This is a genomic window from Curtobacterium sp. PhB146 (genome assembly GCF_004342995.1).
In the GTDB taxonomy this organism is placed as follows: Bacteria; Actinomycetota; Actinomycetes; order Actinomycetales; family Microbacteriaceae; genus Curtobacterium.
In genome coordinates this window covers 1,334,211-1,360,660 of sequence record NZ_SMBN01000001.1, presented here as the reverse complement: position 1 = coordinate 1,360,660, position 26,450 = coordinate 1,334,211, and the positions used below count along the sequence as shown (strand labels likewise).

Here is a 26,450-nt window from a genome sequence, read left to right as displayed (position 1 = left end):
GGATCAGCCTTTCTGAGGACGGCGGTAGAAGGGGAACGCGGTGACGGTGCTGGGGATGGCCGTCCCGCGGACGTCGATGTGCAGGACTTGTCCCTCGGTGGCGAGCGCCGGGTCGACGAAGGCCATCGCGACGGGGTGGCCGAGGGTCGGCGAGAGGGCACCCGAGGTGACGGTGCCGACGACCGCACCGTCGTGCACGACGTCGTACCCGGCACGCGGGGCACGGCGGCCCTCGGTGACGAGCCCGACGAGGACGCGGGCGTCGTCCGACGGCGCGACACCGGCAGCGCCGACGAAGTCACCGCTCTTGGCGACCACGCGGCCGAGGCCTGCCTGGGCGGGGCGCACGTCGGTGCCGAGCTCGTGCCCGTACAGGGGCATGCCGGCCTCGAGCCGCAGGGTGTCGCGTGCCGCTAGCCCGGCGGGGACGACACCGCGGTCGGCGCCGGCCTCGAGCAGCGCGTCCCAGATCGCCGGGGCGACCTCGGGTGCGCTGTACAGCTCGAAGCCGTCCTCGCCGGTGTACCCGGTGCGGGCGACGAGCACCTCGGAGCCGTCGAACACGGCGTGCAGGGCGCGGTAGTAGCCGAGGTCGTCGAGGGGGCTCTCCGGCTGCAGGCGGTCGGCGACGACGAGGGCGTCGAGCGTGCCGGCGGCCGCGGGGCCCTGGATCGCGACGAGTGCGGTGCTGTCCGAGTCGTCCGACACCGCGACGTCGAAGCCGTCGGTGCGCGCGGACAGTGCGGCGACGGCGACCTCGCGGTTCGAGGCGTTCGCGACGACGAGGAACACGTCGTCGTCGGTGCGGTACACGACGAGGTCGTCGAGGATCCCGCCGTCCTCGGCGAGCAGCAACGAGTACTTCGCGCGGCCGAGCGGCATCGCGCCGAAGGAGCCGGCGAGCGCGTGGTCGAGGAACACGACGGCGTCCGGACCGGTGACGCCGATCTCGGCCATGTGCGACAGGTCGAAGACCCCGGCCGACTGGCGCACGGCGTGGTGCTCGGCGAGATCGGACGAGTAGCGCACGGGCATGCGGTACCCGGCGAAGTCGGTGAAGGTCGCACCGGCGGCTTCGTGCGCGGGTTCGAGCGGGGACGAACGCAGTGGCGTCGGACTCATGGCGGAGTTCTCCTGGCATCAGCAGGGCCCGGCGACGATCGCCGGGTGGAACTCCCCCTCTGTCATGGGCCTGAGAGTTTCACCGCGGCCCGTGAGGTCCGGCGGCTTTCACCGTGGGCGAGACGACTGAGCGTCTGCTTTTCAGAGTGGCCTGTCCGCTGCGGTGTGGGACCTGAGAGATTGACGGGGGGATTGCTCCTTCGGTGCCGTGCGTGCGCCCGAGGGCACGATGTGCCCGTGGGCACGATGTACCCGTTGGCACTGCACGGCGTCTCCCGCGACGGATGAGCGGCCGGTGTGTTCAGTTGTCCGCGCCGAGCATACCGAGACCGCGTTACGAACGTGTGTCGCGTGCCGGCCTTCGACATCTCGTAGAATGCGGGGATGGCCGGACAGCGATCACGCCCCAGGGGGCAGCTCGAGCAAGCGGTGCTCGACGCGCTCCGCTCCGTGACCGACGGTCTGACCGCCCGCCAGGTGCTCGACGCCTTCCCGGAGCCCCGTCCGGCACTGACCACGGTGCTCACCGTCCTCGACCGGCTCGGCCGCAAGGGCCAGGTGGAGCGGCAGGAGCACAACGACGCCCCGCTGAGCTTCCGCGCCGTGCACAGTCGCGACGAGCAGACCGCGTCCCTCATGTCGAGTGCGCTCGCCGCCTCGGCCGACCGTGAAGCAGCGTTGCTGCAGTTCACCGGCTCGCTCGCCTCCGACGACCTCGAGGCCCTGCGCCGCGCCCTCGACGCCCGCGCACGTTCCTGACCGGGGTCGCTCCGTGGTCGTCGCCGGCATCGCGCTCATCGTCCTCGCCCTGCTGGTGGTCGTGTTCGCACCGCGGGTGCTGACCCGCTCCGCCTGGACCATCGACCGCCCGCGCACCGCCCTGGTGTGCTGGTCGCTCGCGGTGCTGCTCGGCGTCGTCGGGTTCGTCGCCGGCATCGCCCTCGTCGTGCTCGCCGACCGCCCGCTCACCGAGCTCCTCGGCGGTGACGGCTCCCCCACGCACGGCTTCAACGTCGGCGTCGCACTGCTCGCGGTCATCGCGTTCGTCGTCGCCGTCCGCGTCCGGCCCGGGCCCGAGCACGAGGCCGTCCGCCAGGCCATGCGCGCAGGCGTCGCGCCGCACCGCGAGATCGACGGCACCCCGGTGGCCGTCGTCGACGCGGACCACGCCCTGGCCTGCGCCGTGCCCGGGCGGAGCGGCGGTGTGCTGGTCAGCACCGGCTTGGCAGACCGGTTGCGGACGGACGAACTGGAGGCCGTGGTCGCCCACGAGCGCGCCCACCTGACCCAGCACCACGCGGCGGCCGTCGCGGTCGCCGAATCGATCGAGCGTGCGGTCCCGTGGGTGCCCGGTGCGCGCGCCATGGCGCGTTCGACGCGCGTCCTCGTGGAGTTCGCCGCCGACGACGCCGCGGCCCGACGCGTCGGACGCGACGCCCTGCGCCGGGCCGTCCTGGTGGCGGACGAGAGCAGCGCGCTCGGCGCGATCCGGGCCTCCAGGCTTTCCTGAGCGAGCACGTGTCGGAGGCGAGGCATATGGTGATCGGACCGTGAAGCCACTGACCGAAGCCGACATCCGATCCTCGTTCGTCAACGCCACCCCCGACGAGCTCGAGCAGCTGCCGATCCCGGGCCTGCACGAGATGCTCTGGGACGAGCGCGAGTTCCTGGGCTGGCGCGACCCGCAGGCCGCCCGCCGCGGGTACATCGTGTCCTGGATCGACGACCGCCCCGTGGGCATCATCGTCCGGTCCGCGGGCGGGTCCCTGCGCGCCGGCATCGCCGCGATGTGCTCGTTCTGCCACTCCCCCCAGCCGGCGACGCAGGTGCGGCTGTTCTCGGCACCTCGCGCGGGCGAGGCCGGGCGCAACGGCAACACGATCGGCACCTACATCTGCGAGGACCTCGGGTGCTCCATGCTCATCCGTACCGCTCCTCCGCACCTCAACCCGCCGGCGACGATCGCGATGCGCGGTGCCTCGCTGCTGCAGCGCGTGCAGAACTTCACCGCGGACATCATGAAGTCGGCGTGAGCCGCTTCGGCACCGCCCGCTGGGCAGTGGTCGAGGAACTCGGCGACGGCCGTTGGCGCCTCACCCTGCGCGACGAGGCCGACGACGAACTCGGTGCGTTCGGCCTCGGGGTCGAGGGGCCGTGGGACCCGGACGTCGAACCCCACGTCGGATTCGTGCTCGTGCAGCTCGGGCTGACCCTGCGCGGTGCACGGCCGTGGCACGTCGACGAGCTCGGCGACCACCGGGCGCCCGTGCTCGCGCTCGGCTGAGCGAAGCGCTTCCAGCCGGGCGTCGCTCAGTCGGCGTCGCTCAGTCGGCTTCGACGAAGTTCCGCAGGATCTCGCGGTCGTCGTCGGCGCGCATCGCCCACGACAGCTCGCTGCGGTGATCGCTGTCGGTCAGCGGCAGCAGCACGACGGTGTCCGGTGCGGCGAGCGCGGCACTCTCCGGAGCGACGGTCACGCCGAGTCCCGCGCCCACCAGGTGCAGGACGGTGGCCCAGGTCGTGGCCTCCTGCACGACCACGGGCCGTCGGCCACCGGCGGTGACCGGTGCGAGGTTCCGCTCGGTCGCGAGCGAACCGGCCACGGCGGGGAAGAACACGAACGGCTCGTCCACGAGCTCAGTGCCGCGGATGGACGCACGGCCCGCGAGCCGGTGTCCGCGTGGGACCGCCGCGACGAACGCCTCGGTCCGGAACGGCAGCAGCCGCACGGCGGGGTCCGGATCCGGGTCGCGCACGACGGCCAGGTCCAGCTCGCCCCGCACGATCCGGGCGAGGAGCGTCGACGAGTAGCCCTCGGTCAGGTCCACACGGACCAGCGGGTACCGCGCACGGAACGCCTGCACGCGCTCGATCGGCCCGAGGGGCAGCGCGGAGACGACGAACCCGACGTCGAGCCGGCCGGCCTCGCCCCGCCCGACCCGGACCGTCTCGTCGAGATCGCGGCGCACCTGCCCGAGCAACGACCGCGCGCGCCCCTGCAGCACCTGGCCAGCGGCGGTGAGGGCGACGCTGCGGCTCGTCCGGACGAACAGGTCGACGCCGAGTTCGCGCTCGGTGCGGCGGATCTGCTGGGACAGCGCCGGCTGCGCGATGCGGAGGCGTTCGGCAGCGCGCCCGAAGTGCAGTTCGTCGGCCACGGCCAGGAACGCCCGGAGCTGGCGGAGGTCGACGTCGGGATCCCGATCCATGCACGCAGCCTATCGATCGAAGCGAACGAGTATTGGACGTGACCCCATCCGGATCGCAGGATGGAGCCATGCCCGAAGCGACCTCCACCGTCACCATCGCCGACCTCGCCACCCCCGCCGACGCCGAGGCGTTCCGCGTCCTCAACGAGGCCTGGATCACGCAGTTCTTCGCACTCGAAGACGAGGACCGCAAGTTCCTCGGCGACCCCGTCGGTCACGTCGTCGAGCCCGGCGGCGCCGTCTTCGTCGCGCGACTCGACGACCAGGTGATCGGGTGCATCGGCATCGTGCCGACGACCCCGGGGGTGTTCGAGCTCGTGAAGATGGCCGTCGCGCCCGGTCACCAGGGGCACGGCACCGGTCGGAAGCTCATCGCCGCCGCACTCGACCGCGCCCGGGAGCTCGGCGCGCACCGCATCGACCTCGAGAGCAACGCGCAGTTGGCCAGCGCCGTGCACCTGTACGAGGCGTTCGGCTTCCGCCACCTGCGCGCTGACGAGCTCGTGCCGAGCCCCTACGTCCGCGCCGACGTGCACATGACGCTCGAACTTCGCTGAAGACAGCGCCGCTTCGGTACGCTCGCGGCATGGCGACGTACGAGGTGCAGGCGGTCCGTGAGCGCGGCGCGTGGCAGGTGTTCATCGACGGCTTCATGGTGACCGAGGTGGACCGCTGGCCAGCCGTCGGCTTCGTCGCCCGCGAGATCCTGGCGATGGACCGCACCGACGACCTGCAGATCCGCGTCGTCGGGCGCGATCAGTACATCGACTGACCCTGTCAGCGAGCGGCGGCGACCAACTGCTGTGCTCGCTGGTGCGACACGTGGAGCAGCGGTCCGATCTCACGCACCGTGAGTCCGGACTCGTGCAGGATCAGCGCCGCCGCGGCCGTCTCCTTCGCTGCCTCGATGCGCGCTCGCTCGGATTCTTCGCGGAGCGCCACCGCGCGGTCCAGGTGCGCCTGTGCCGCTTCGGGCATCGCCACCTCGACGACGAGCTCGAAGGACTCCGGATCGCGGTCGTCGTTCATCAACGAGAGCCAGTCGCGGGCCATGAGCTCGATCTCACGCTCGCGCTTCGCCTGGGTCCGGATGACCCCGTCGATCCAGATCACCCAGTACTTCTTGCCGCGCTCAGCTCGCACCGTGTGTCGGCTCATCGTCGCCCATCTCCTTCTCGGTCGCAGTCACGGAGGATGCCGCGCGCCGTCATCTCCTCCACCTCTCGGTGCCTCGGGACGACGATCGTGTTCCGACCGAAGCGGAACAGGTCGTGACTCCCGCCGTGACGGTGGAACACGAACGCGACATCGTTCTCGTCAGCCTTCCGCGCGAGCCGGCGAAGCAACTCCGTGCGCTTCACCGTAGTTCGCCAACCAGGACTAGGCAAGTCTGCCTATCGCGGCTGGACAAGGACGGCTCGTATGTCTGCATCCACCGACCGTGGCGGCCCGCGGAGTGCGATCCGGGAGCGCCGTGGTGATCTGTGGACGGGCTGCAGCCGGGGCATGCTGTGGAGGAACAGCGGTTGGCACTCGCACCGGCGAGACGCCACCATGGACGGCATGCGCACCACGTTCGACGACCTGATCGCGATCGGCGAAGCCGCCGACGTCACCGGCTGGGACTTCTCGTGGCTCGACGGCCGCGCCATCGAGGAACGCCCGCCGTGGGGCTACGCGAAGATGCTCGGCGAGCGACTCGGTCACCTCGCCGGGGTCTCCGGCACCGCGAGTCTCGACGTACAGACCGGCGGTGGTGAGGTCCTCGCCGAGGCGCCGGCGTTCCCGGCCGCCGCGGTCGCGACGGAGTCCTGGGCGCCGAACGTCGCCACCGCCACGCGACTCCTGCACCCACGCGGCGTGGTCGTCGTCGCCGATCCGGACGAGCCGCCGTTGCCCTTCGCCAACGGCGCCTTCGACCTCGTGACGAGCCGGCACCCCGCTGCGATCCACTGGGACGAGATCGCCCGGGTCCTTGCTCCCGGTGGCACGTACTTCGCCCAGCACGTCGGCCCGGCGAGCGTCTTCGAGCTGATCGAGTTCTTCCTCGGCCCGAAGCCCGTCGAGCGGCGCGGCCGGCACCACGACGACGAAGCCGACGCGGCACGTGCCGCCGGACTCGAGGTCGTCGAGCTGCGGACCGCGCGGACCCGGATCGAGATCCACGACGTCGCCGCGGTCGTCTACCTGCTCCGGAAGGTGATCTGGTGGGTGCCCGACTTCACCGTCGAGCGGTACCGCGACCGCCTGCTGGACCTGCACGAGCTGATCCAGCGGGACGGACCGTTCGTGGCGCACTCGACGCGCCACCTCATCGAGGCGCGCCGACCTGCCTGAGCCGAACCGGGCCTCCTGGCCGCGTCACCGTCACGCGCTCACGCGACGTGCCAGACCAGCCCCTCCTGCGCACTCGACGGGTACGCCGAGGCGATGCGGAACACGGCTTCGCGCAGCGTCTCCGGTGAGCACGCCAGATTGAGGCGGACGAACCCACGCCCCTCGCTCCCGAACCCGAGCCCGGAGTTCAGCGCGACGTAGGCGTTCTCACGCAGCGGCACGGCCGGGTCGTCGCCGAGCCCGATCCCGCGGAAGTCGAGCCAGGCCAGGTACCCGGCTCGGGGCCGCGTGTAGACGACACCGGGCAGGTGCTCGGCGAGGAGCTTCGCGAGCAGCCGGTCGTTGGCCACGATCCGGGACACCACGTCGTCGAGCCAGGTGGTCCCGACGGTGAACGCGGCGAGGTTCGCGTGCAGCCCGAGGATGCTCGTGCGGCAGGCGACCTCTTCCCACAGGGTGTCGAGGAGTGCGGCGGTCCGGTCGTCACCGGCGACGATGATCGAGCACTTCACGCCCGCGAGGTTCCAGCCCTTGCTCGCCGAGGTCACGCAGACGCTGCGGGCTCCGACGGGCTCGGCGACGGCCGCGAACGGGGTGAACTGCACGCCGGGGTGGGTCAGGGGTGCGTGGATCTCGTCGCTGATGACGAGGACGTCGTACTTCGCCGCGAGTTCGGCGATCGCGAGCAGGTCGGCGCGGTCGTGCACGAGCCCGACGGGGTTGTGCGGGTTGCAGAGCAGGAAGACGCCGACCCCGCTCGCGAACGCCCGCTCGAGTCCCTCGAGGTCGAGTCGGTACTGCCCCCACTGCTCGAGCAGCGGGACCTCTTCCACCTGACATCGGGCCTCGTCGACGAGCTCGAAGAACGGCGGGTACACCGGCGGCGTGATCGCGACGCGACCGCCGTCGGGCAGCGCGAGCCGCAGCGACTCGACGATGCCGACGCTGACGTCGGTGGCCAGGTGGATGCGGGACGGGTCGATCTCCCAGCCCCAGCGGTCGAGCGCGAACTGCGCGAACGCGGGCGCGAGTGGCCCGGGTCCGTCGAGGTAGCCGAGGTCGGACTGCGACACGCGCTCGATCAGGGCCTGCCGGATCTCCGGCGCGACGTCGTGGTCCATCTCGGCGACGAACAGGGGCAGCACGTCGGGCGCGTACCGCGTCCACTTGATGCTCGTACGGACCCCGCGGAGCGTGCCGACCGGGTCCTGCTCGTCGCTCGCCATGCGTCCCAGCATGCACCGACCGGGAGGCCCGGCGCGACTCCCGACGTCATCCCACGTCGTCTTCGGGTGGGCTCGCGGCCGGGAGCCGCCCCGCCTCGGGCCCCAGCGCCTAATGCGAGCCGGCTGGGTTCAGGGGCGAGACGGCCAAGCGCCTACTGACTGCAAGTACTCCGTGGCATCGGCATCCTCCCGGAATTCCAAGAGCGCCCCGACCTTCTGCAAGAGGACCTCGCGCACCTCTGCTGGAGTAGCGAAGAAGAACTCCTTGCGGGAATTGGCCTGATTCAGTGCCCGGGCCGCGAAGTGCCGGTGGAGCTGTGTCTCCAGGGTGACGGCGTCCTCGGAGAAGTAGATCGTGTGCACGTCGAATCGGAACGGCACTGAGGCTCCGCTCAGTTCGCTCACACGATCCAGAGGCTCAAGTCGTCGAGTCAAACCGATCTTGACGACGTCCGGACCGAATGCGCCCCTGTTCGAGATCACGTAGACGTAACCCGCCCGGATGTTGGCAGCACGGAAGTCGTTCTGAGCGATGGCGTCATCGATGGCGAGCAGGCGATGTTCGAGGTCCGCGTCACTCTGCCCACTGCGGTGTAGCTGCGCGAGAGTCTGTTGAATGAGCGCGCGTTCTTTGTCGAGTCGCTCACGCTCGGCGTCGAGCTCCTGCTGAACGCGCCGCTCCTCACGGAGCTGCGCTCGCTCGTCGCGCTCCCGTTCACGCTCTTCCTGCTTCTTCATCAGCCAGTCAGCCGTGAGTTCGATTTCTTCTTCGCGAAGTAAGTGGAACGCGGGAGCGATCCGCATCTCCATCATCGAACCGAGCTTCGCAATGGCATCGCGTGACTTCTCGAGTCGACGCTTCGCTGTCTCCGCATTTCCCGCACGAAGTGATCGGATTGAGTTGTCAGCTTCGGCGTTGTACGCGCGGAGCATCAGCTTTGACAGATCATCGGTCATCTTCCGTCCCTTCGCGAGGGAGTTGTCGAAGGTGAACATGTTCGAGCGTTCGATCGCCCGACCGGAGCGGACGAGACCGGCGATCCGTGCCTCGATGTCCTTCAACCGTTCTTTGTAGGCGGCCGCATCTTCGAGGGGATGATGGTAACGGTAGATACCGACCTCTTGGAGGACCCGCTCATCATCAAGCGGCACAACTTGTTCGTCGGGGCCCGAGTTGAGGGCAGCACGGAGGTCCCGAATCGTGGCTTCGAGCGAATGGATCTTCTCGTCGCGGGAGTCCCCGTCGGCTTTCAGGCGTGCCGAGCGGCGCTCGCGGACAACAGCCGTGCTCGCAGGTTCTGCAGGACTCGGAAGCGAGGGTTGACCGGACGGTGCATGAGCATCTGGCGACGGAGCCGGATCACCTTCTCCGAGCCACAATTCCCACCCCTCAGGAGGGGTGGGCCAGTCGGCGGGAGGGGTCCAAGACGGGGGCGGCGTCCATCCCACCGGCACCGCAGGCCAGCCCGGAGGCGGGTTGAACCGACGTCCAACGTTCACGAGCGGCGCACCCCGCCGGGGTCAACGACGACGAGTCCAGCAGGATTCTTCGAGGTAGCTGCTCCGAGGAGTTCCAGTGTCGCCGACGGCACAACCCCCGTGAGGTCAAACGCCGTGAACTGGTCCCGTGAGGCGCTCACGGCGACGAGCGGAAAGAAGCGATCCAGGCCGGTCGCAGGGTCTTTCGTCGCCGGTCCGACCTGCAGTGCCACCGTCTGGATGATGCCGCGGCGATCTGCTTCGAACACCTCGTGCAGCGTCCGCAGTGCGACCTGCGCCAACGCGTCGCCGTACCGCTCGTTGATGTCTTTCTTCGTTGCGGGGCTGCCGACGATCTCGTCGTTGGCCTTCACCCAGCGATAACTCTTGACGGCCGGGACCGCGTCCGGCGCCGGAGTCACCGCCCGGATGAGCGCCTCGGACGTACTTCCATCGAACTCAGCCTGGTGCGTCACTTCGAAGGCGTCCGGGTACACGGAGTTGGCCAGCACGATGTCGACGTACTCTTCGACAGCCTCGGTAACGCCGTAGCCGAGTCCGGCGATCAGCGCGTCGATCTCACCGTTGTGCTCCGCAACCTCAGCCTCGCGAAGTCGGCATTCAGCGTTGTAGCGCTCTCGCTCAGCGCCGAGGAGTTCCACCCGACGCTGTTCGATCTCGTTGTGCTGCCGGTCCGCTTGAGCCTGCCGTTCAGGCAAGGAGGCACGGAGTGCCTCCCACTCAGCAGACGCGGCCTGGAAACCGGCCCACCACTCTTGCTTCAGCTGATCGTGCTTCTTCTTCTTTCCGAACATCCCCTTCGGGGCCGGCGGTTCCTGCCACACCGGCTGCGGCGGCAGAACAAGGGGAAGCGGACGGGGGCGCGGAATCTCGAGATCTGGGTGCGGGAACGGCGGGTGGTTTGCCGTGCGCTTGAGCTCTTCGAGATCGACGTGGTCGTCAACGTCGAGCGTTGCAGCGAGGAGGCTCGCAATGGCTTCGTTGATCGCTTGGACCTCTGCGTTCAGCTCATCGGCCTCTGCCTTGCGCGCCTCACCGTAGGCAGCCTGCGCCTCGCGTTCGAGGCGCTTTCTTTCCGCGTCAGTGGCGCGAGCGGCAGCAGCATTCGCACGCTCCGCCTGCGCACGAGCGCGCTCCACCGCAGCGACGGCCGCCGCTTGCTGGCGCACTACCGCCGCTTGCTGTCGCTGCGCTCGAGCAGCGTTTGCTTCCGCGACCCGCTGTTGGTGTTGGATCTCCGCGAAGAATCCGCGCTTCCGTGCCACTGGTGGACCTCCCAAGGTGCTGACAACGGAAGCCTATCCATGACTGAAACTTCATCTACGGCATGACGCGAGCTCCTCTCGGTCTCCGCGTTGTCCGGCTGATCGGTCCAGCTTCGCTGACCGCTCGGCGCTGCCCGCCCCGTCGGCCTACTGTCGGTCCCATGAGCACGAGCACCGCCGACAAGGCCACCACCCTCAAACAGCTGCACGAAGCCCCGGAGATCCTCCGCGTCGTGAACGTGTGGGACGCGATCACCGCGAAGGTCGTCACGGACCTGCCGGGCACGAAGGCGATCGCCACCGCCGGGCACTCGATCGCTGCGTCGTACGGGTACGAGGACGGCGGGATGCCCCTCGACCTCGCGCTGTCGGGCGCCGCGGTCGTGGCCGCCGCGACCGACCTGCCGGTCACCGCGGACCTCGACGACGGCTACGAGGACCCCGCCGACACCATCCGCCGCGCGATCGGCTCGGGCATCGTCGGCGCCAACGTCGAGGACCGTCTGCGCCCCTTCGACGAGGCCGTCGCCCGGGTCGCCGCGATCACGGCCGCTGCCCAGGCCGAGGGCGTCGACTTCCAGTTGAACGCCCGCACCGACGCGATCGCCCGCGGCGGCGACCGCTCGATCGACGAGAGCATCGCGGACGCCATCGCACGTGGCAAGGCGTTCCTCGACAACGGCGCCGCGCTCGTCTTCGTGCCCGGCGCGATCCAGCGCGACGTCGTGGAGCAGCTCGTCGCAGGCCTCGGCCGCGGCAAGCTGTCGGTCATCGGCCTGCCGGGTGCCCTGCCCGCCGCCGAGTACGAGGCGCTCGGCGTCGCCCGCATCTCCTACGGTCCGCTCACGCAGCGCGTCGCGCTGCGCGCGCTCCGCGACCTGGCGACCGACCTGTACGCCGACGGCGTCGTGCCGGAGGACACCCCGACCCTGAACTGACGGAGCGGACGGGAGGCCCGGTGTCAGCTGGCACCGGGCCTCCCGTCTGCATGTGGTCGCGATCGCGACCCGCTCAGCTCAGCCGAGCGCCGGGTACAGCGCGGGCGTGGTGCGCGCCTTCGTCTCCTGCTCGAAGGCGTAGCCGAGGCCGATCAGCGTGCTCTCGTCGAACGAGCGGCCGAGGAACTCGAGGTTCACGCCGGCGCCGGTGATCGTGCCGTCGGCCGCGGTCGCCTGCCCCATCGGGACGGTGATCGCCGGCATGCCGGTGTTCGGGCTCAGACGCATGTTCGTCGACTGCGTGCCGTAGGGCGTGCCCGACGGGTAGATGAGCGAGTCGAGGTCCTGGTCGTCGAGCATCTGCGTGACGAGCTGCTTGCCGGTGGCGAGCTGCGTCGTGTGCGACCCCGTCGGCCCGGCCCACGCCTGGTACTGCGCGTCGGTGATCAGGTCGCGGGACTCGTAGGTCGACTTGCGGCTCGGCACGTACTCGCCCGAGGCCAGGATGCCCTGCAGGGACCGGGCGGTCACGTCGGGGTCGAGGTGCTTCGCGACGTACTCGTCCAGGTCGTGCTTGAACTCGTTCGTGCTGCCGCTGCCCTCGGACAGGACCCGGTTGAAGGCCGTCGTCGCGGTGATCGGGACGACGGTCGCGCCAGCGGCCTCGAGCTTCGCGACGGACGCGTCGAACAGTCGCTTGGCCGTGGCGTTCGTGCCGACCATGCTCGTGACGTAGCCGATGCGGGCGCCGTCGAGCGAGTCCGCGTCGAGCGAGGACGTGTACGAGGTCGGCACCTTGCCGGACTGCGCGCTCGTGACGGGGTCGGCCGCGTCCACGCCGGTGACGGCGTCGAGCGCGACGGCCGCGTCGGTCACCGAGCGGGCGATGGGCCCGCCGGTGTCCTGCGACAGTGCGAGCGGGATGATGCCGTCGCGGCTGGCCAGGCCGACCGTCGGGCGGATGCCGACGAGCTGGTTGTACGTCGACGGGATGCGGATCGAGCCCCCAGTGTCGGTGCCGAACCCGATGCCGGCGAGGTTCGCCGCGATCGCCGCACCGGTCCCACCGCTGGAGCCACCGGCGGTCTGCGCCGTGTTGTACGGGCTGGCGACCAGCAGGGACGAGCCGGCGGGCTGGTTCGACGAGAACTCCGAGACGAAGCCGTAGGCGAACTCGTCGAGGCTGGCCTTGGCGAGGATCACCGCACCGGCACCGCGCAGTCCGGCGACCATGGTGGCGTCGGTGTCGGTCTGGTTGTCGTCCCCGCAGCCGCAGCCGCCCGTGGTCGGCATGTCCTTGGTGTCGTAGTTGTCCTTCACCGCGATCGGCACGCCCAGCAGCATGCTCGTCATGCCGTGCTCGGCACGCTCGGTGTCCGCCGTCTTCGCGGCGGCGAGGGCCTCGGCGTTCGTCGTGACGATCGAGTTGAGCGCGCGGCCGGTCGACGCGGAGTCGACCTTGGTGCGGTCGTACGCGGCGATGCGGTCGAGGTAGTCCTGCGTGATGGCGACCGAGGTGGTGACCCCGGCGTTCATCGCAGCCTGCATGTCGATGGTGGACGCCTCGACGAGCGTGAACGGGCCGTCGTCGTAGATCATCCGCTGGGACAGCGCCGCGAGGTCCGCGACGGTGATCGTGCCGTCGGCGTCGGTGTCCGCGGCGCTGACCGTCGCCCAGTCACCGCTGGCACTCGTGGCCCCGAGGTGCTCGGTGAGCACCGCGAGGTCGGCCTTCGTGACCTGGTCGTCGCCGGTCAGGTCGAGGTCCGTGTAGTACGGCGCGAGCATCGCGGCGGGGCTGGCGTCCACAGCTGCCGGTGCTGCTGCGGCCGTGATCGCGGGGGTCGCGGCGAGGACGGTGCCGACGAGGGCGATGAGCGAGGCGCCGGCGACGGCCGTGCGCTTCCGGCTGGTGGCGGTCATTCTGCTGCTCCGGTGCGCTCGCGGCGGGCGCGGCGCGCACGCAGGGTGATCAGGGTCCCGCCAGCGGCGAGGAGGGCCAGCGACGCGGCGATCCACGGGGCGACGTCGGCGCCGGTCCAGGCGAGTTCGCCGCCGGTCGGACGGTCGCCACCCGCTGCGGCCACGGCGGTGGCGCCGCTGGTCGGGCCGGAGGGGTCGCTCGGGCCGGCGGTGGTCGTCGGTTCGGGGTCGCCCGCGCCGGTGCCCGGGTCGGCCGTGGCGGTGGCGCCCGGGGTGGGCGTGGCCGTCGGGGTGGGCGTCGGGGTGGCCGTCGCTGCTGCAGCGATCGAGATCGAGATGCTCGCCGGGTCGGTGAGCGTCGTCGAGGTGCCGTCGGAGCCGACGAGCGTGATGCTCGTGACCGCCAGGTCGACGCTGCCCGGTGCGGTCGGCGTCAGGCCGATCGAGGCAGCGAGGTCGCCGTCGAGCGCCGGGGACGTCCCGAGCCGGGTGTGCACGATCGTCAGGGCGTCGCCGTCCTGCTCGACGCTGTCGAAGCCGCCGTCGGGACCGGTGACGCTGTCCTCCACGTACGACACGGAGTCCGCGTCGGCGTCGAGGGTGATCTCGTAGGCGTAGACGTCGGTCGTCGCCGGGATCGTCAGGTCGACGTCGAAGGCGGTGCCGACGGTCGCGGTGGTGGGGGCGTCGATGGTGGCGGTCGTCGCGGTCGGTGCTGCCTGGGCCGGCGAGGCGGTCAGGGCGGCGAGGCCGATCGCCCCGGCGGCGACGAGTGTCGAGGACACGATCGTCGCGCGGGGGCGCAGCCGGAGGCGGTGCTGCATGGGTGCAGGTCCTTCGGGAGGAGGTCGGGTGCTGAGCGGGTACTCAGTGATCCGAAAGCTAACGGTGCGCTGTTTCCGGCTCGGGCCCGGCACGTTTCCGCGCCGTTACGGCTCCGTCGCACCGCTACTGTCGTGCCATGTCGCTCGACGTCGAAGCTCTGCTCACCCCGCCCTCCCCCGTCGCCGCACGGGCGTTGGACGTCGTCCGCACCTGGTCCTCCCCCGCCCTGGTGAACCACTGCCTGCGCTCGTGGGCGTGGGCGGTCCTGCTCGCCCCGACCGTCGACCTCGAGCCCGACCCCGAGCTGCTGTTCGTCGCGACGATGCTGCACGACCTCGGCGTCACACCGTCGTTCGATGCCCACGACGTGCCGTTCGAAGACGCTGGTGGTGCCGTGGGCTCCGTCTTCGCCCTCGGCGCCGGGTGGGACGCAGCGCGCGCTCGACGCGTCGGCGAGGTCATCGAGCGGCACATGTGGACCTCCGTCGACCCCGCGGTCGACGTGGAGGGGCACCTGCTCGAGGTCGCCACCTCGCTCGACGTCTCCGGTGCCGGGTTCTCCAGGTGGTCCACGGAGGACCTGCACGCGGTCGCCACCGCACTGCCCCGCCTCGGATTCTCCGGCTCGTTCGACGAGCTCATCCACGCGCAGGCTTCGCGCAAGCCGACCTCGGCCGCTGCTCGGCTCGACGGCTCCGGCAACGTGGCTGCAGGTGGCTCGCGATGGGACGCGTTCCTGGCCTCCTGAGTCGATCTGCCGGTCCGCTGGACTTCTCGGCATCGGGCCCGTATAGTGTTTCTTTGGTGCACTGCAGCGAACCCATCTGACTCGCGCACACCAACGTCTCGACACCGACTCACCCGAGTCGCATTCCAACCGAGACCACCGCTTGATCCGAACGGATCAGCAGCACGTTGAAACTCGACGTGCGCGCCCCGCACTCGATGCGTCGCGCCGGACTGAGACGTCCGCCGACACCGAGTCGCCCTGGCGCCGAATGACCAGGAAGTACAGCACCATGACCAGCAACGAACGAATCACCGTGTTCGGGACCGCACTCGCGGCCCCGACGATCACCCCCGACCGCATCGCCGAGTTCCCCGTGCGTGACGACCGCTCGCAGCGCGAGTACCTCGTCCGCATCGCGGCCGACGACCTGCAGACCTTCGTCACCCGCGGCACCCGTCTGGATGCCGTCGGCGAGGCCGGCTGGACCGTCCCGGGCCGCTCCTGGGCCGGCGAGGCCAGCCGGACCCTGCTGCAGGCACAGTCCGTGCACGCAGGCGACATGGCCCTCGCGGCCTAGGCTCCACCAGGACGAACACGAAGCGCCGCCGGGCTCCCCGGCGGCGCTTCGTCGTACGTGCCGCGTGCCGCGTGCCGCGTGCCGCGCTTCGGTGCGAGGTTCCGTGCATGGTGCGGGGCCGTGACCGTCGCACCATGCACGGAACCTCGCACCGTTCGCGCGGACCGACGTCAGTACTCGCCCTTCACGACGAAGAACGAGCCGCGGATCGTGCCGGCGAGCTTCGACTTCTGCCGCGCGAACTTGAACTTGTCGGCGAGCTCCTCGGGCACCTCCATGCCGTCGGAGAGCTTGAAGCCAACTGCACGCTTGCCACCCGGCTCGAGCGTGTAGAGCACGTTGATCGCGAGACCGGATTCGTAGAACACGTACGTCCATCGCACACCGTCGACGAGCGCTTCCGTGGCTTCGAGCGGTGGTGACGCGATGACCAGCCCGCGCTCCTCCTCGAGCACCCGCCGCACGTACTCGACGAGGTCCGGCACGTCAGCTGCGGCGTGCGTGGTGAACACGTGGTCGTACTTGTTCGCGAAGTACCGCGCCTCGTTGGCCCGGAGCCCGGCGAGTGCATCGGCAACCGGCGAGGACTCCAGACCCACCGTGGACACGTTCACGAAGTCGACGACGTACGACATGGGGGCCTCCTCAGGCGCTCGGACGAGCCGAATCTAGTCCACCGCACACCTTCCCGAGCGAGCTCGACACATATATAGTCGAGAGCTATAGATGGAGGTGCCCATGCGAGTCGAACGTGCAGCAGAACTCATCCGCGCTGCCCGCGAAGACCTGGGCCTCTCACAGACCAGCCTCGCCGCCGCCGCCGGGATGCAGCAGCCGACCATCTCCGCGTACGAGAGCGGACGCAAGCAGCCGCGGCTCGAGTCGCTCCAGCGGATCCTCACTGCTGCGCACACGCGCCCGAGCATCCCTCTTGCCGTCTACGCCGACGCGATCCTCGACGAGGCGAAGCGGTTCCACCTCGAGAACGTTCGCGTCTTCGGTTCAACGCTCCGCGGGCAGGACACCGAGCACAGCGACATCGACCTGCTCGTACACCTGACCCCAGCCGCATCACTGTTCGACCTCGGCGGCTTCGCCCACGAGGTCGAGACCATCACCGGCTTCGACGTCGACGTCCTCACCGACGACCTCGAGGACGACGAGCACTTCGCGCACGTGCTCGACGAAGCAGTGCCGCTGTGACCCCACCGCCCCGGTTCACCCCACGGCAACGCGTCGATCGCGATTCAGCCGACTCAGCAGACCGCTGGCCGTCGCTGCAGGCGAGCTTCCTCGACTTGCTCGCCGAATGTTCGCAGATCGTCGAACACGGCCGCGTCGAGTTCGACGCAACTCGGAGCCTGACGTATCGAGCGGCTGAGGCCGTCATCATCCACTTCGACGACCTGCTTGGACGTCTTCCCGCCGACAGGGAGGCCCGGCTTCCGTCCGACCTGTCACTCGTCTCTGTCAGGAAGACGCGAAACATCCTCTCGCACGACTACCGGCAGGCGCGGAAGGAGATCATCTGGGAGGCGATCGAGCACCGCGTCCCAGCGGTGATCCTCGCGCTGGTGGACTGAGTGCGCCGAAGGCGGTTGCCGTCCCATCGGTCGCGCTCGCCCTCGGCGAGGCTCTCGCTGATCCTTGCGACGCCCAGCAGCAGACTCAGGCCGACAACGGCCGGATCTCCGGGATTGACGAGCATCGTCGGATCACGGGACGTCCGCTCCGGAAAAGTATCCCTGCAGTGCAAATGGCCGTCCATCTAAGCTGAGTCCATTCCAGGCTCGAGAGGACGGACCCGCTAGCTCACTTTTCGCCGAGGTCAGCAGCGTCTGACAGGTAATGGGGCGGCTGGGTAGGGAGCCCTCGACTCGTTGGACGTTCTCGCCACGCGCCGACGGAACTGGCAGCGGCTTCAAGTTCGGGACCGTATTCGGCCCACAGGTACGGCTGGATGCGCTTGATCCGATCAAAGCCGACTCGAACGTCTTCGTCGTCGATTCCCCACCCGCGGGTGTCTGCGGCGCGTGACGCGGAGCGGATCGCATCGGCGAGGTTCTGCGTCATGCGCATGGCGAGGTGATCGTCAGTGTCACTCAGCCAACCAACAGCCCTGATCAGCCAGGCGACGGTGGCTGTGACGGGTTCTGTCGACCCGCTGAGCGACCAGCGATCAAAGGACCGCAAATTATCTCGATGAATCATGGTAGCGAGTGCAACAGGCAGTGAACTACGTAGCTCCGCCACGGCACGGTCGCGGGGGACGGATCGAGGCCCAAGTCGCCCTAGGTCCGCGTCCTTCACCGCTAACAGCGTCCCCGTGAGGACGTTCAGTCGCAGGCCACCCGCGCTGCGAGAGTCGATGCCCTCCACTGCCCTGAGCAATCCACTCGCACTCTCAGGGAACACTCCGACCAACGCGCGGAAGAAACTGTGCCCAGGACGCTGATGCTCAGAAGCCTGACCAGTCACGAGCGATGTGATCCTAGATGCATCAACTCGGGTTCCTTGTTCCCTCGCCGCCACGAGAAAGTCGAGGAGTCCCGGAAAGGATCGATACCCGCTGGCGTCCTCCGAGTAGCGACGTTCGAGCCCGTTGACGTACTGCTCCACGATCACGTCGTCGAGGCGGGCCTCCACCCGAACGCCGAACGACGTACCGGGAAGAGCGAGCCAAGGATTGGTTCGGAATACCGAGAGGAGGAGTTCGCGGTCTCCATCGTCGTACTCACCGACCTCTCGCCACAGGAGCGAGATGTGCGCTGCGTCCGACGAGCGGCCGACGATCTCGAGGAGCGAGTCTCGTCGCTGTCGCCGAAGGATGCCCTCTTGTCGTTCGAGAGTGGCAGCCTGGGACTTGTTCAGGAGAGCGTCGCGCTCCGCTTGCCGCGACCCGAGCCGCCACAAGAAAATCGGAATGAGTGCGGTGACAGCAATCGTGACGAGGCCCAGGAGCAGGGTCGGATCATCCCAGGACCACTTCGCAGCGAGATGCGCCCACCAGCTCGACAGCTCGGTACTCGCGCTCGGAGCGAAGACGCTGCGGCCGAACGACATCGGTCAGGCAATCGAAGGACTGAGCAGGGCGCGTCCGTCCTTGATGACTCGCAGGTCCACCTCGGAGTTGGACGACAACAGGTCCGAGATGATCCGCTCTGACGCTTGCCTGTTGAGGTTCGTGGCGACGTAGAGCACCTCGCCGTCCTCAAGATCGACCGCCTTGGCACGGGTCCACTTGGGCAGGTCGTCTCGAAGGCTGACGATGTCAGGCATGACCGCCGCCCCGGGACCCGCGACCCGGCTCACGGCTACGACCACGGCCCGGACCGCTGCTGCCCCAGGGAGGAGTTTCGAGAGCAGCTCGGGAGGGCAATCCGAGCCCTCGAGCGAGTACCGGGAGTAGCCCGTCTTCCCGCGCAGCCGATCGAAGCGCCATTCGAGCTGTTTCGCCCGAGAGCGGACGTTGCCAAGGTCTGCGGTGAGCCGGATGTACTTCTCTCCGTGCAGCGACAGGAGGTCGTCGTCGAGCCGACGCACCCTGGTGACCGGCACCTCGTAGTCCATCAGGGAGCGCACCTGATCACTGTCGATCGAGAGCAGATCATCCTCGAGAGCTTGGACGCTCGTGTACCCCACCGCGGATAGCAACTCGCAGGCGAAACGCATGCCGCTCTCGGAAGCCTCCTTGTCGCCCGGGAATTGGCGATGAAGAAGATCAGCAACCTCGGCGTCGGAGACACCATCCGGTCCAGGTGGCGCGTTCTCGGATTCTGCACGGCCCTCGTCGAGGTTCACCTCTTCGTCGAGCTCCGGTTGGGGAGCCGAGGACGTTGGATGCGCCAGAATCCTGTCGATGGCAACAAAGGTTTCGTCGAGGGCGCGCCGAGCATCGGAGGCCGCGCCGAACAGTTGATCGATGGTCTCTCGATCCTGTTCCGTCACGGCATCGTAGGAACGTCCCTTGTAGCGGCGAGCGTGCTCGAACTCCGCCCAGGCGTGGGCAGCCACCGTTCGCAGCTGCACTTCCAGACCGCCGAACGTGTTGAAGTACCGACTCAGATCGCCCCGCTCGATCAGCCAGCCAGACTCTGGCTGCTTCTCCCCCGTGATGACGATGTGCCAGCAGTCGTAGCCGCGACGACGCTCGCTCTTCTCGAGACCCGGGTTGCGGTCTTCGCCCGGCTTCACGACGAAGCGGTCTTTGATGATCTCCGCAATCCGATCTCGATCGGTGATCGAGAACGTGATGACCCGTACTGCGACGGTGTCCGTGATCTCGCCGACAGGATCCTCGTACGGCTTCGCAGCTTTCCGCTGGAACGAGGCGATCGACTTTGCCCGTGCCGACACATCGTGCGGTTTTATCGTCTGCTCAGCAAGCAGGCGAACGAGGTACGCCTGGAACTCCGAAGCCGCACGGGGAAGCCAATCCCAGTTCGTGTAATCGATCTCTACGCTCGCGGTCACGTATCTTCCCCCCAAGGAACGTTGATCGAAATTTAGCATACCGACCGCTAGTCAAGCTTGAGGTCAGTTGTTGAAGCGGAACTCCACCACGTCGCCGTCCTGCATGACGTAGTCCTTGCCCTCGATCCGGGCCTTGCCGGCAGCGCGGGCCTCGGCGATGGAGCCGGTCTCGACCAGGTCACCGAACGAGATGACCTCGGCCTTGATGAAGCCCTTCTCGAAGTCGGTGTGGATGACGCCGGCAGCCTGGGGTGCCTTCCACCCCTTGCCGATCGTCCACGCTCGGGCTTCCTTCGGACCGGCCGTCAGGTAGGTCTGCAGCCCGAGTGTGTCGAAGCCGATCCGTGCGAGCTGGTCGAGTCCGGATTCGGTCTGGCCGGTCGACTCGAGCAGTTCGGCAGCGTCGGCCGGGTCGAGGTCGATGAGCTCTGACTCGACCTGGGCGTCGAGGAACACGGCCTGGGCCGGGGCGACGAGCGCGGCCAGCTCGGCCTTGCGGGCGTCGTCGGTCAGGATCGCCTCGTCGACGTTGAACACGAAGATGAAGGGCTTGGCCGACAGCAGTCCGAGCTCGGCGATCGGTGCGAGGTCGATCTTGGTGGCCGAAAGCAGGGTGCCCTGCTCGAGCGCGGCACGGGCCTCGCGAGCGGTCTCGAGCACGATCGGCTCGGCCTGCTTCAGCTTCACGGTCTTCTCGTACCGCGGGAGCGCCCTGTCGATCGTCTCCATGTCGGCGAGGATCAGCTCGGTGTTGATGACCTCGAGGTCGTCCTTCGGGGAGACCTTGTTGGCGACGTGCACGACGTCGTCGTCGGTGAAGCCGCGGACGACCTGCGCGATGGCGTCGGCCTCGCGGATGTTGGCGAGGAACTTGTTGCCGAGCCCTTCACCCTCGCTTGCACCCTTGACGATGCCGGCGATGTCGACGAAGGACACCGGCGCGGGCACGGTCTTCTCCGAGTGGAAGAGTTCGGCGAGCTGGTCGAGCCGCGAGTCGGGCAGGTTCACCACCCCGACGTTCGGCTCGATCGTCGCGAACGGGTAGTTCGCGGCGAGGACCTGGTTCTTGGTCAGGGCGTTGAACAGGGTCGACTTGCCGACGTTCGGGAGACCGACGATTCCGATGGTGAGAGCCACGGAAGAAGAGCCTACCGGCGGCGGCCCGCCGGAGCCGACCCGGGCCTCCAGTCCGTCCTTGAGAACGGCGGAGGCTATCCGCCCGTCTGGTGTGCGGCCAGGGCCGCGACGCGGCGCTCGACGACGTCGAAGACGTCGGCCTGCAGCCGCTGCGAGCGCCGCCAGTCGCCGGCGACCTGCAGCGAGTGGTCGGCACGGTCGACGGTCTGGAGGCGCGCAGTAGTCCCCGAGACCCGCTCGGGCCGCCACATGGTGTCGTCTCCACCCCCGATCGCGTCGTGCGCGTCGGTGGCGGCGGCGAGCGCCGTGGCCACGTCGTCGTGTGTGAGGACCGGCGTGAGCCAGACCCCGGGCACGTCGTTCCGGATCGCCCACGGCAGGGCGAAGCACCCGAACGACTTCGCGATGACCAGGTCGGGTAGGCGATCGCCCAGCGCAGCCCCGATCGCGGCCTCGACGAACGCCACCGGGTCGGCTCCGGCGTCGTCGTCGATGGTCCAGGCTGGAGCCACGACCTCGCACCCGGCCGCCGACGCGATGGCCTGTGACCACCACAGCAGCGGCGCCTGTTGTCCGTAGCCCGCCCCGGCGAGCACCAGCACGAGCGGCCGACCGTCTCCGTCGTTCCCCATCCGGGCACGCTACCGCCCGGAACGCGCCGCGACGGCTTCTGGCAGCGTGGTCCCCGTCGTCCGGACCGGGCGACGGAACAGGAGGACGTCGATGTGGTTCGAACGCGACGAGCGCGGTGTGCACTCGGTGGGCATGGGAGCGCCGGGGCTGCGCCAGCGCTTCGCTCCGGAGACCCTCGCCGCCCTCGAGCAGGCCTCCCGCGCTGAGCTCGAGCAGCTGCACGACGCGATGGCCGAGCTCGAGGCGGACGTCCTGGTCGTCTACGACCCCGAGGACGACACGATCGACTACGCCGAGGAGGACCGCTTCCGCGGGATCCCGCTCCCCCGTGACTCCGGCTTCCCGGTCATCACTGGCGACCTGACCGCCGGACTCACCGAACACGTCGAGAGCCTGCCGCTGCGCTGGCGACTGGACGGCGTCGCGGTGGCGTTCGAGATGGTGGGCACCCTGCTCGCGCCGTACTGGAAGCGCGAACGAGCCCGTCGGACGGCGACGTGGCGCGCGACGGCACGACGCCGGCGCAGCGGTTCCCGCTCGGCACGACGCCGCTGAGCGTCCGGCCGCAACGCCGAGGCGGCTTCCGGCGATGTCGGCGCCCCGTGCGACGATCGGAACCGTGCCGTTGAACTTCACCGCGATCGACTTCGAGACCGCGAACAGCTCGCCCGCCAGTGCGTGCTCCGTCGGACTCGTCAAGGTCCGCGCGGGCCGGGTCGTCGACCGGGCGTCGTGGTTCATCCGCCCGCCGTTCGGACACGACGCGTTCCTCGAGTGGAACACCCGGATCCACGGGATCGTCGCCGAGGACGTCGTCCGCGCGAAGACGTGGGAGCAGCAGTACCCCGACCTCGTGGCCTTCGCCGAGGGTGACGTCCTGGTCGCGCACAACGCCCGGTTCGACATGGGCGTCATCGCCGGCGGCTGCTCGGCCACCGGCATCGACCTCGCCGAGCACCACTCGATGTGCTCGCTCGCGGTGGCCCGCAAGACCTACACGCTCGACTCCTACCGACTGCCCGTGGCTGCCATGGCCGCCGGGTTCGAGGGCTTCCAGCACCACGATGCCGCCGCCGATGCCGAGGCGTGCGCCGCGATCGTCATCCACGCCGCCGGCCACCACGGCACCGACACGGTCGAGGCCCTGGGCGCAGCGACCCGCGTGACGATCGCCCCGGTCCGGGCCCGAGCTGAGAAGCCCAAGGCCTCGACGCCGCAGCCCCGGCTGTCGAACCGCCCGATGGTCTTCGCCGACTGAGCTGACCGAGCGGGCCGATCCGAAGGTCCCTGTCGCGGCCTCGACAGCAGCACTACGCTCAGCGCATGGCTGCGCCCACCACGATCGAACGCGAGACCGTCATCACGGCTCGCGCCGCGGACATCACCCCGTACCTGGCAGACCTGCACCGCTGGGTCGAGTGGTCGCCGTGGGAGGGGCAGGATCCCGCGCTGCAGCGGACGTACGCCGGCGAACCGGGGACGGTCGGCTCGACGTACGACTGGAAGGGCAACCGCAAGGCCGGCGCCGGGTCCATGGCGATCACACGGGTCGATGCCACCGAGGTGGACGTCGCCCTGCAGTTCACCGCACCGTTCAAGTCGTCGAGCGCAGTCGCATTCCGGTTGCACGAAGCGACCGACGGCACGCGGGTCGTCTGGTCGATGACGAGCCCGCAGAACCTGATGTCGCGCGTGATGGGAGTGTTCGTCAACATGGACAAGTTCCTCGGCGGCGACTTCGAGAAGGGCCTCGCCAAGCTGAAGGCTGCGGTCGAGCGCTGACGGGAGTGGCACACCGGGGAGCAGGGCACCCGGTGGTATTGTCACGACAATCCCTCGGCATCGATGCCGAACCCGCAATTCCCCGAAGGACCGCGATGACCAACGAAGGCCAGCTGCCGTCCGACCTGTTCATGGACCTGGACCGGTCGGGTCCCATGCCCCTCTACTTCCAGGTGGCCTCGCGCATCGAGGAGTCGATCCGCTCCGGTGTGATGCCTCCCGGCGCCCGTCTCGAGAACGAGATCGCGCTCGGCGAACGCCTCGGGCTGTCGCGCCCGACGATCCGCCGGGCGATCCAGGACCTCGTCGACAAGGGCCTGCTCGTCCGCCGCCGCGGCATCGGCACACAGGTCGTGCACGGCCCGGTGACCCGCAAGGTCGAGCTCACGAGCCTGTACGACGACCTGGCCCAGGGGTCACAGGCACCGGCGACGAAGCTCCTCGAGCGCAACGACGTCCCTGCCTCGGACGAGGTCGCCGCAGCCCTGAGCATCGAGCCCGGCACGATCGTCGCGCACATCCGCCGCGTGCGGTTCGCCGAGGACGTCCCGATGGCGATCCTCGAGAACTACCTGCCGCCGGAGTTCCTCGAGATCACCGACCAGGACCTGCAGGACCACGGGCTCTACCAGCTGCTCCGCGGTCGCGGCGTGACGATGCGGGTGGCGAAGCAGCGGATCGGTGCCCGCGCGGTCACCGACGAAGAGGCCGGTCTGCTCGAGATCGAGGACGGCGACCCCGTGCTCACCATGAGCCGCACCGCGTACGACGCCTCGGGCCGCGCGGTCGAGTACGGCGTGCACTGCTACCGCCCCGACCGCTACTCGTTCGAGGTCACCCTCGTCGACAAGTAGGCAGTTCGTGCTGTCCGCGTGACGTCGAGGTTCCACGAACTGCCGTACGCGTGACGCCGAGGTTCCACGGATGGCCGCTGGACGCCTCGAGATGCCGAGATTTCGGAACCTCGGGACCGGCAGACGGAGCGAGCGGGCGCGCAGGACAGACAGACAGACCCGCGCTCAGGCGAGCGCGGGCACGCCGAGCTCGCCGGTCACGTACTGGGCACGCCCGAAGCCGAACGACCAGTCCTGCGGGCCGTTCTCGACGTAGCCGATGAAGACGTCCTCGGACGCCACACCGATCGCCGCCAGGGCGTCGTGGATGGCCGCGTACAGCGTCGTCTTCGCCTCGTCGGTGCGCCCGCGCTGCGTGAAGACCTGGATCACGACGACGCCCTCGGTGCGCTCGAACCCCAGGCCGGCGTCCTCGGCGATGATCTGCTGCGCCGGGTGCTCGGTGATCACCTGGAACCGGTCGCGCACGGGGATCGCGTACACGTCGACGATCGCCTGGTGGATCGCGTCGGCGATGGCGCGCACCGCCTGCGGCGTGCGGCCGGTGGCGAGGTCGATACGGACGAGCGGCATGGTGCCTCCTGCAGTTCGGGACTTTGTCCTGACAAACTAACATGGATTGACAGTCAAGAACAGAGAGACGGGAGGCGCGGTGCCAGCTGGGCATCGCGCCTCCCGTCCGTCGTCCGCGACCGTCTAGAGCACGGGGGTCGCCGCTGCGTAGGTGAGCGGTCCGTCGACGCGCGCGACGTCGTGCCACGCACCGTCGGCGAGGGACGCCTCCGCCGCCTCGACGATGGACGCAGCAGCCAGCCCGTCGGCGACCGACGGGGCGAGCTGCTCCCCGCGGCGGACGCTCGCGATGAACTGAGCGGCCTCGATCGTCTTCAGGTCGTCGTAGCCCATGGCCGTGCCGGCGCCGGGTTGGAAGCGCGCGAACTCGCCGTCACCCGAGGCGACGTAGTGCGTGGCGTAGCCGTCCACCTCTTGCCCGTCGAGGTACACCTCGAGCTCGTTGAGACGCTGGAAGTCCCACCGCACCGACCCCCTGGTGCCGTAGATCTCGAGCGTGTACTCAGCGTGCGGCCCCCGCATGACACGGCTCGAGTCCATGGTGCCGACGGCGCCGTCCTCGAAGCGGAAGAGCAGGGCTGCGTAGTCCTCGTTCTCGACGCGGCCGAGGTCGCCGGTGGCGGCGGCGCTCCGGTCGACGATGCCCGCGGCCGGCTTCGGGCGCTCCTGGATGAAGGTCTCGGCGAGCGCGCTCACGCTGGCGATCCGGCCGACCACGTACTGCGCCAGGTCGAGGCCGTGCGACAGCAGGTCGCCGAGCACGCCCGAACCGGCACGCTCACGCTCGAAGCGCCAGGTCAGCGGCGCCGCGGGGTCGGACGAGTAGTCGGCGAGCAGCGACCCGCGCACGTTCGTGATCCGACCGAGGCGGCCGCTGCGGACGAGTTCGCGCGACCGCTCGATCGCGGGGGCGTGCCGGTAGTTGAACCCGACGCTCGTGATGACGCCCGCGCGCTGGACGGCCTCGTGGATCTGCCGCGAGTCGCTGGCGTAGCGGCCCATCGGCTTCTCGATCCAGAACGGCTTGCCGGCCTCGGCAGCGGCGACCGCCATCTCGCGGTGCAGGAAGTTCGGCGAGCAGATCGACACGACGTCGACGGCCGGGTCGGCGAGGACCTCGTGGTAGTCGGCGACCGCCCGCTCGTAGCCCAGGCGGGTGACGGCCTGGTCACGTGCGGCCTCGATCGGGTCCGCGGCGACGACGAGCCGGGGCTGCACGCCGAGCTCCGGGAAGTGGTCCGGCAGGGCGCGGTAGGCGCGGGAGTGCAGCCGCCCCATCCAGCCGACCGAGATGAGGCCGACACCGATGCTGTCCATGGGAACTCCTTCGTTCGTGGGCGCCGATT

At 69.3% G+C, this 26,450-nt stretch carries 31 protein-coding genes and 1 riboswitch; of the genes, 16 read left to right on the top strand and 15 right to left on the bottom strand.

The genetic code is table 11. The features are described from left to right. Window positions 1–3 precede the first annotated feature (3 nt). Window positions 4–1,122 carry a glycine cleavage system aminomethyltransferase GcvT gene (gene gcvT / locus EDF33_RS06645; protein ID WP_131845327.1) on the bottom strand — a complete coding sequence of 373 codons (1,119 nt, stop codon included), beginning with the start codon at window positions 1,120–1,122 and terminating at the stop codon, window positions 4–6. Between the two features lie 49 nt (window positions 1,123–1,171). Then, window positions 1,172–1,277: riboswitch (glycine riboswitch) on the bottom strand. A 229-nt stretch (window positions 1,278–1,506) separates the two neighbouring features. Here gcvT and EDF33_RS06640 point away from each other — a divergent pair. The 4 genes from EDF33_RS06640 to EDF33_RS06625 are packed head-to-tail and all read left to right on the top strand — an operon-like array spanning window position 1,507 to window position 3,406. Next, on the top strand, window positions 1,507–1,881 hold the full coding sequence (locus tag EDF33_RS06640; protein ID WP_131845326.1) for a BlaI/MecI/CopY family transcriptional regulator: 375 nt from the start codon (window positions 1,507–1,509) through the stop codon (window positions 1,879–1,881). Window positions 1,882–1,894: 13 nt separating this feature from the next. Beyond that, window positions 1,895–2,632 (top strand): M48 family metalloprotease, encoded by a 738-nt coding sequence (locus EDF33_RS06635; protein ID WP_131845325.1) that lies wholly within the window; start codon window positions 1,895–1,897, stop codon window positions 2,630–2,632. A gap of 40 nt (window positions 2,633–2,672) precedes the next feature. After that, window positions 2,673–3,155, top strand: coding sequence for an FBP domain-containing protein (locus EDF33_RS06630; protein ID WP_123673093.1), 483 nt, complete (start codon window positions 2,673–2,675; stop codon window positions 3,153–3,155). After that, window positions 3,152–3,406 (top strand): hypothetical protein, encoded by a 255-nt coding sequence (locus EDF33_RS06625; RefSeq protein ID WP_111084959.1) that lies wholly within the window; start codon window positions 3,152–3,154, stop codon window positions 3,404–3,406. Before EDF33_RS06630 ends, EDF33_RS06625 begins: the two co-directional genes overlap by 4 nt. Window positions 3,407–3,446: 40 nt before the next feature. Here the strand turns inward: EDF33_RS06625 and EDF33_RS06620 are convergent, their stop codons facing one another. After that, entirely contained in the window at window positions 3,447–4,331 is an 885-nt protein-coding gene (locus EDF33_RS06620) for a LysR substrate-binding domain-containing protein (RefSeq protein WP_131845323.1), read from the bottom strand. Between the two features lie 68 nt (window positions 4,332–4,399). On the opposite strand from EDF33_RS06620, the gene EDF33_RS06615 reads away from it, so the two are divergent. Both EDF33_RS06615 and EDF33_RS06610 read left to right on the top strand, forming a co-directional pair. Beyond that, a complete protein-coding gene (locus EDF33_RS06615; protein ID WP_131845322.1) occupies window positions 4,400–4,888 on the top strand; it encodes a GNAT family N-acetyltransferase in 489 nt (162 codons plus the stop codon). Between the two features lie 29 nt (window positions 4,889–4,917). Further along, on the top strand, window positions 4,918–5,103 hold the full coding sequence (locus EDF33_RS06610) for a hypothetical protein (RefSeq protein WP_132099581.1): 186 nt from the start codon (window positions 4,918–4,920) through the stop codon (window positions 5,101–5,103). Between the two features lie 5 nt (window positions 5,104–5,108). Here the strand turns inward: EDF33_RS06610 and EDF33_RS06605 are convergent, their stop codons facing one another. Further along, window positions 5,109–5,489 carry a hypothetical protein gene (locus tag EDF33_RS06605; protein WP_131878306.1) on the bottom strand — a complete coding sequence of 127 codons (381 nt, stop codon included), beginning with the start codon at window positions 5,487–5,489 and terminating at the stop codon, window positions 5,109–5,111. A gap of 405 nt (window positions 5,490–5,894) precedes the next feature. On the opposite strand from EDF33_RS06605, the gene EDF33_RS06595 reads away from it, so the two are divergent. Further along, window positions 5,895–6,668: a methyltransferase domain-containing protein gene (locus EDF33_RS06595; RefSeq protein ID WP_131878304.1), complete on the top strand. Its 774-nt coding sequence runs from the start codon at window positions 5,895–5,897 to the stop codon at window positions 6,666–6,668. A gap of 38 nt (window positions 6,669–6,706) precedes the next feature. On the opposite strand, the gene EDF33_RS06590 is transcribed toward EDF33_RS06595, so the two are convergent. The 3 genes from EDF33_RS06590 to EDF33_RS06580 all read right to left on the bottom strand — a co-directional run bounded on the left by EDF33_RS06590 (window position 6,707) and on the right by EDF33_RS06580 (window position 10,563). Then, entirely contained in the window at window positions 6,707–7,894 is a 1,188-nt protein-coding gene (locus EDF33_RS06590) for an aminotransferase class I/II-fold pyridoxal phosphate-dependent enzyme (RefSeq protein WP_243648879.1), read from the bottom strand. Window positions 7,895–8,023: 129 nt separating this feature from the next. Beyond that, window positions 8,024–9,274, bottom strand: a complete 1,251-nt coding sequence (locus EDF33_RS06585; protein WP_243692371.1) for a DUF4041 domain-containing protein — start codon at window positions 9,272–9,274, stop codon at window positions 8,024–8,026. A gap of 116 nt (window positions 9,275–9,390) precedes the next feature. Further along, window positions 9,391–10,563 (bottom strand): hypothetical protein, encoded by a 1,173-nt coding sequence (locus EDF33_RS06580; protein WP_243692370.1) that lies wholly within the window; start codon window positions 10,561–10,563, stop codon window positions 9,391–9,393. A gap of 257 nt (window positions 10,564–10,820) precedes the next feature. Here EDF33_RS06580 and EDF33_RS06575 point away from each other — a divergent pair, with 257 nt between their 5' ends. Beyond that, window positions 10,821–11,597: an isocitrate lyase/phosphoenolpyruvate mutase family protein gene (locus EDF33_RS06575; RefSeq protein WP_132099580.1), complete on the top strand. Its 777-nt coding sequence runs from the start codon at window positions 10,821–10,823 to the stop codon at window positions 11,595–11,597. A gap of 78 nt (window positions 11,598–11,675) precedes the next feature. Here the strand turns inward: EDF33_RS06575 and EDF33_RS06570 are convergent, their stop codons facing one another. Both EDF33_RS06570 and EDF33_RS06565 read right to left on the bottom strand, forming a co-directional pair. Then, window positions 11,676–13,520 (bottom strand): amidase family protein, encoded by a 1,845-nt coding sequence (locus EDF33_RS06570; protein ID WP_132099579.1) that lies wholly within the window; start codon window positions 13,518–13,520, stop codon window positions 11,676–11,678. Then, window positions 13,517–14,344: a hypothetical protein gene (locus EDF33_RS06565; protein ID WP_132099578.1), complete on the bottom strand. Its 828-nt coding sequence runs from the start codon at window positions 14,342–14,344 to the stop codon at window positions 13,517–13,519. The genes EDF33_RS06570 and EDF33_RS06565 overlap by 4 nt, the downstream gene beginning before the upstream one ends. A gap of 137 nt (window positions 14,345–14,481) precedes the next feature. On the opposite strand from EDF33_RS06565, the gene EDF33_RS06560 reads away from it, so the two are divergent. Continuing rightward, window positions 14,482–15,093, top strand: a complete 612-nt coding sequence (locus EDF33_RS06560; RefSeq protein ID WP_132099577.1) for an HD domain-containing protein — start codon at window positions 14,482–14,484, stop codon at window positions 15,091–15,093. A 271-nt stretch (window positions 15,094–15,364) separates the two neighbouring features. After that, a complete protein-coding gene (locus tag EDF33_RS06555) occupies window positions 15,365–15,652 on the top strand; it encodes a hypothetical protein (RefSeq protein WP_111084949.1) in 288 nt (95 codons plus the stop codon). 170 nt (window positions 15,653–15,822) lie between these two features. Here EDF33_RS06555 and EDF33_RS06550 read toward each other — a convergent pair whose 3' ends face one another. Beyond that, a complete protein-coding gene (locus EDF33_RS06550) occupies window positions 15,823–16,287 on the bottom strand; it encodes a phage tail protein (RefSeq protein ID WP_132099576.1) in 465 nt (154 codons plus the stop codon). Between the two features lie 103 nt (window positions 16,288–16,390). On the opposite strand from EDF33_RS06550, the gene EDF33_RS06545 reads away from it, so the two are divergent. Beyond that, window positions 16,391–16,855 carry an XRE family transcriptional regulator gene (locus tag EDF33_RS06545; protein WP_123938985.1) on the top strand — a complete coding sequence of 155 codons (465 nt, stop codon included), beginning with the start codon at window positions 16,391–16,393 and terminating at the stop codon, window positions 16,853–16,855. Next, the gene (locus tag EDF33_RS06540) at window positions 16,852–17,235 is read left to right on the top strand and encodes a HepT-like ribonuclease domain-containing protein (RefSeq protein WP_132099575.1); all 384 of its coding nucleotides are present in this window, start codon (window positions 16,852–16,854) and stop codon (window positions 17,233–17,235) included. Before EDF33_RS06545 ends, EDF33_RS06540 begins: the two co-directional genes overlap by 4 nt. Window positions 17,236–17,464: 229 nt before the next feature. Here the strand turns inward: EDF33_RS06540 and EDF33_RS06535 are convergent, their stop codons facing one another. The 4 genes from EDF33_RS06535 to EDF33_RS06520 all read right to left on the bottom strand — a co-directional run bounded on the left by EDF33_RS06535 (window position 17,465) and on the right by EDF33_RS06520 (window position 21,894). Next, the gene (locus EDF33_RS06535; RefSeq protein WP_207906637.1) at window positions 17,465–18,715 is read right to left on the bottom strand and encodes a hypothetical protein; all 1,251 of its coding nucleotides are present in this window, start codon (window positions 18,713–18,715) and stop codon (window positions 17,465–17,467) included. 3 nt (window positions 18,716–18,718) lie between these two features. After that, window positions 18,719–20,125: a hypothetical protein gene (locus EDF33_RS06530; RefSeq protein WP_165918730.1), complete on the bottom strand. Its 1,407-nt coding sequence runs from the start codon at window positions 20,123–20,125 to the stop codon at window positions 18,719–18,721. A 63-nt stretch (window positions 20,126–20,188) separates the two neighbouring features. Beyond that, a complete protein-coding gene (gene ychF, locus EDF33_RS06525) occupies window positions 20,189–21,262 on the bottom strand; it encodes a redox-regulated ATPase YchF (protein WP_132099573.1) in 1,074 nt (357 codons plus the stop codon). Window positions 21,263–21,336: 74 nt separating this feature from the next. Continuing rightward, on the bottom strand, window positions 21,337–21,894 hold the full coding sequence (locus EDF33_RS06520; RefSeq protein ID WP_132099572.1) for a hypothetical protein: 558 nt from the start codon (window positions 21,892–21,894) through the stop codon (window positions 21,337–21,339). Window positions 21,895–21,985: 91 nt separating this feature from the next. Between EDF33_RS06520 and EDF33_RS06515 the strand changes: the two genes are divergently transcribed. The 4 genes from EDF33_RS06515 (at window position 21,986) to EDF33_RS06500 (ending at window position 24,531) form a co-directional block, all read left to right on the top strand. After that, window positions 21,986–22,450, top strand: a complete 465-nt coding sequence (locus EDF33_RS06515; protein ID WP_132099571.1) for a hypothetical protein — start codon at window positions 21,986–21,988, stop codon at window positions 22,448–22,450. Between the two features lie 64 nt (window positions 22,451–22,514). Then, window positions 22,515–23,153 carry an exonuclease domain-containing protein gene (locus EDF33_RS06510; protein WP_123294211.1) on the top strand — a complete coding sequence of 213 codons (639 nt, stop codon included), beginning with the start codon at window positions 22,515–22,517 and terminating at the stop codon, window positions 23,151–23,153. A 65-nt stretch (window positions 23,154–23,218) separates the two neighbouring features. Further along, window positions 23,219–23,677: an SRPBCC family protein gene (locus EDF33_RS06505; protein WP_132099570.1), complete on the top strand. Its 459-nt coding sequence runs from the start codon at window positions 23,219–23,221 to the stop codon at window positions 23,675–23,677. A 95-nt stretch (window positions 23,678–23,772) separates the two neighbouring features. Then, on the top strand, window positions 23,773–24,531 hold the full coding sequence (locus EDF33_RS06500) for a GntR family transcriptional regulator (RefSeq protein WP_123294141.1): 759 nt from the start codon (window positions 23,773–23,775) through the stop codon (window positions 24,529–24,531). Window positions 24,532–24,696: 165 nt separating this feature from the next. On the opposite strand, the gene EDF33_RS06495 is transcribed toward EDF33_RS06500, so the two are convergent. Continuing rightward, window positions 24,697–25,104: a tautomerase family protein gene (locus EDF33_RS06495; RefSeq protein ID WP_132099569.1), complete on the bottom strand. Its 408-nt coding sequence runs from the start codon at window positions 25,102–25,104 to the stop codon at window positions 24,697–24,699. A gap of 123 nt (window positions 25,105–25,227) precedes the next feature. Further along, complete coding sequence (locus EDF33_RS06490; protein ID WP_131878264.1) at window positions 25,228–26,421, bottom strand: Gfo/Idh/MocA family oxidoreductase; 1,194 nt, start codon at window positions 26,419–26,421, stop codon at window positions 25,228–25,230. Window positions 26,422–26,450 lie beyond the last annotated feature (29 nt).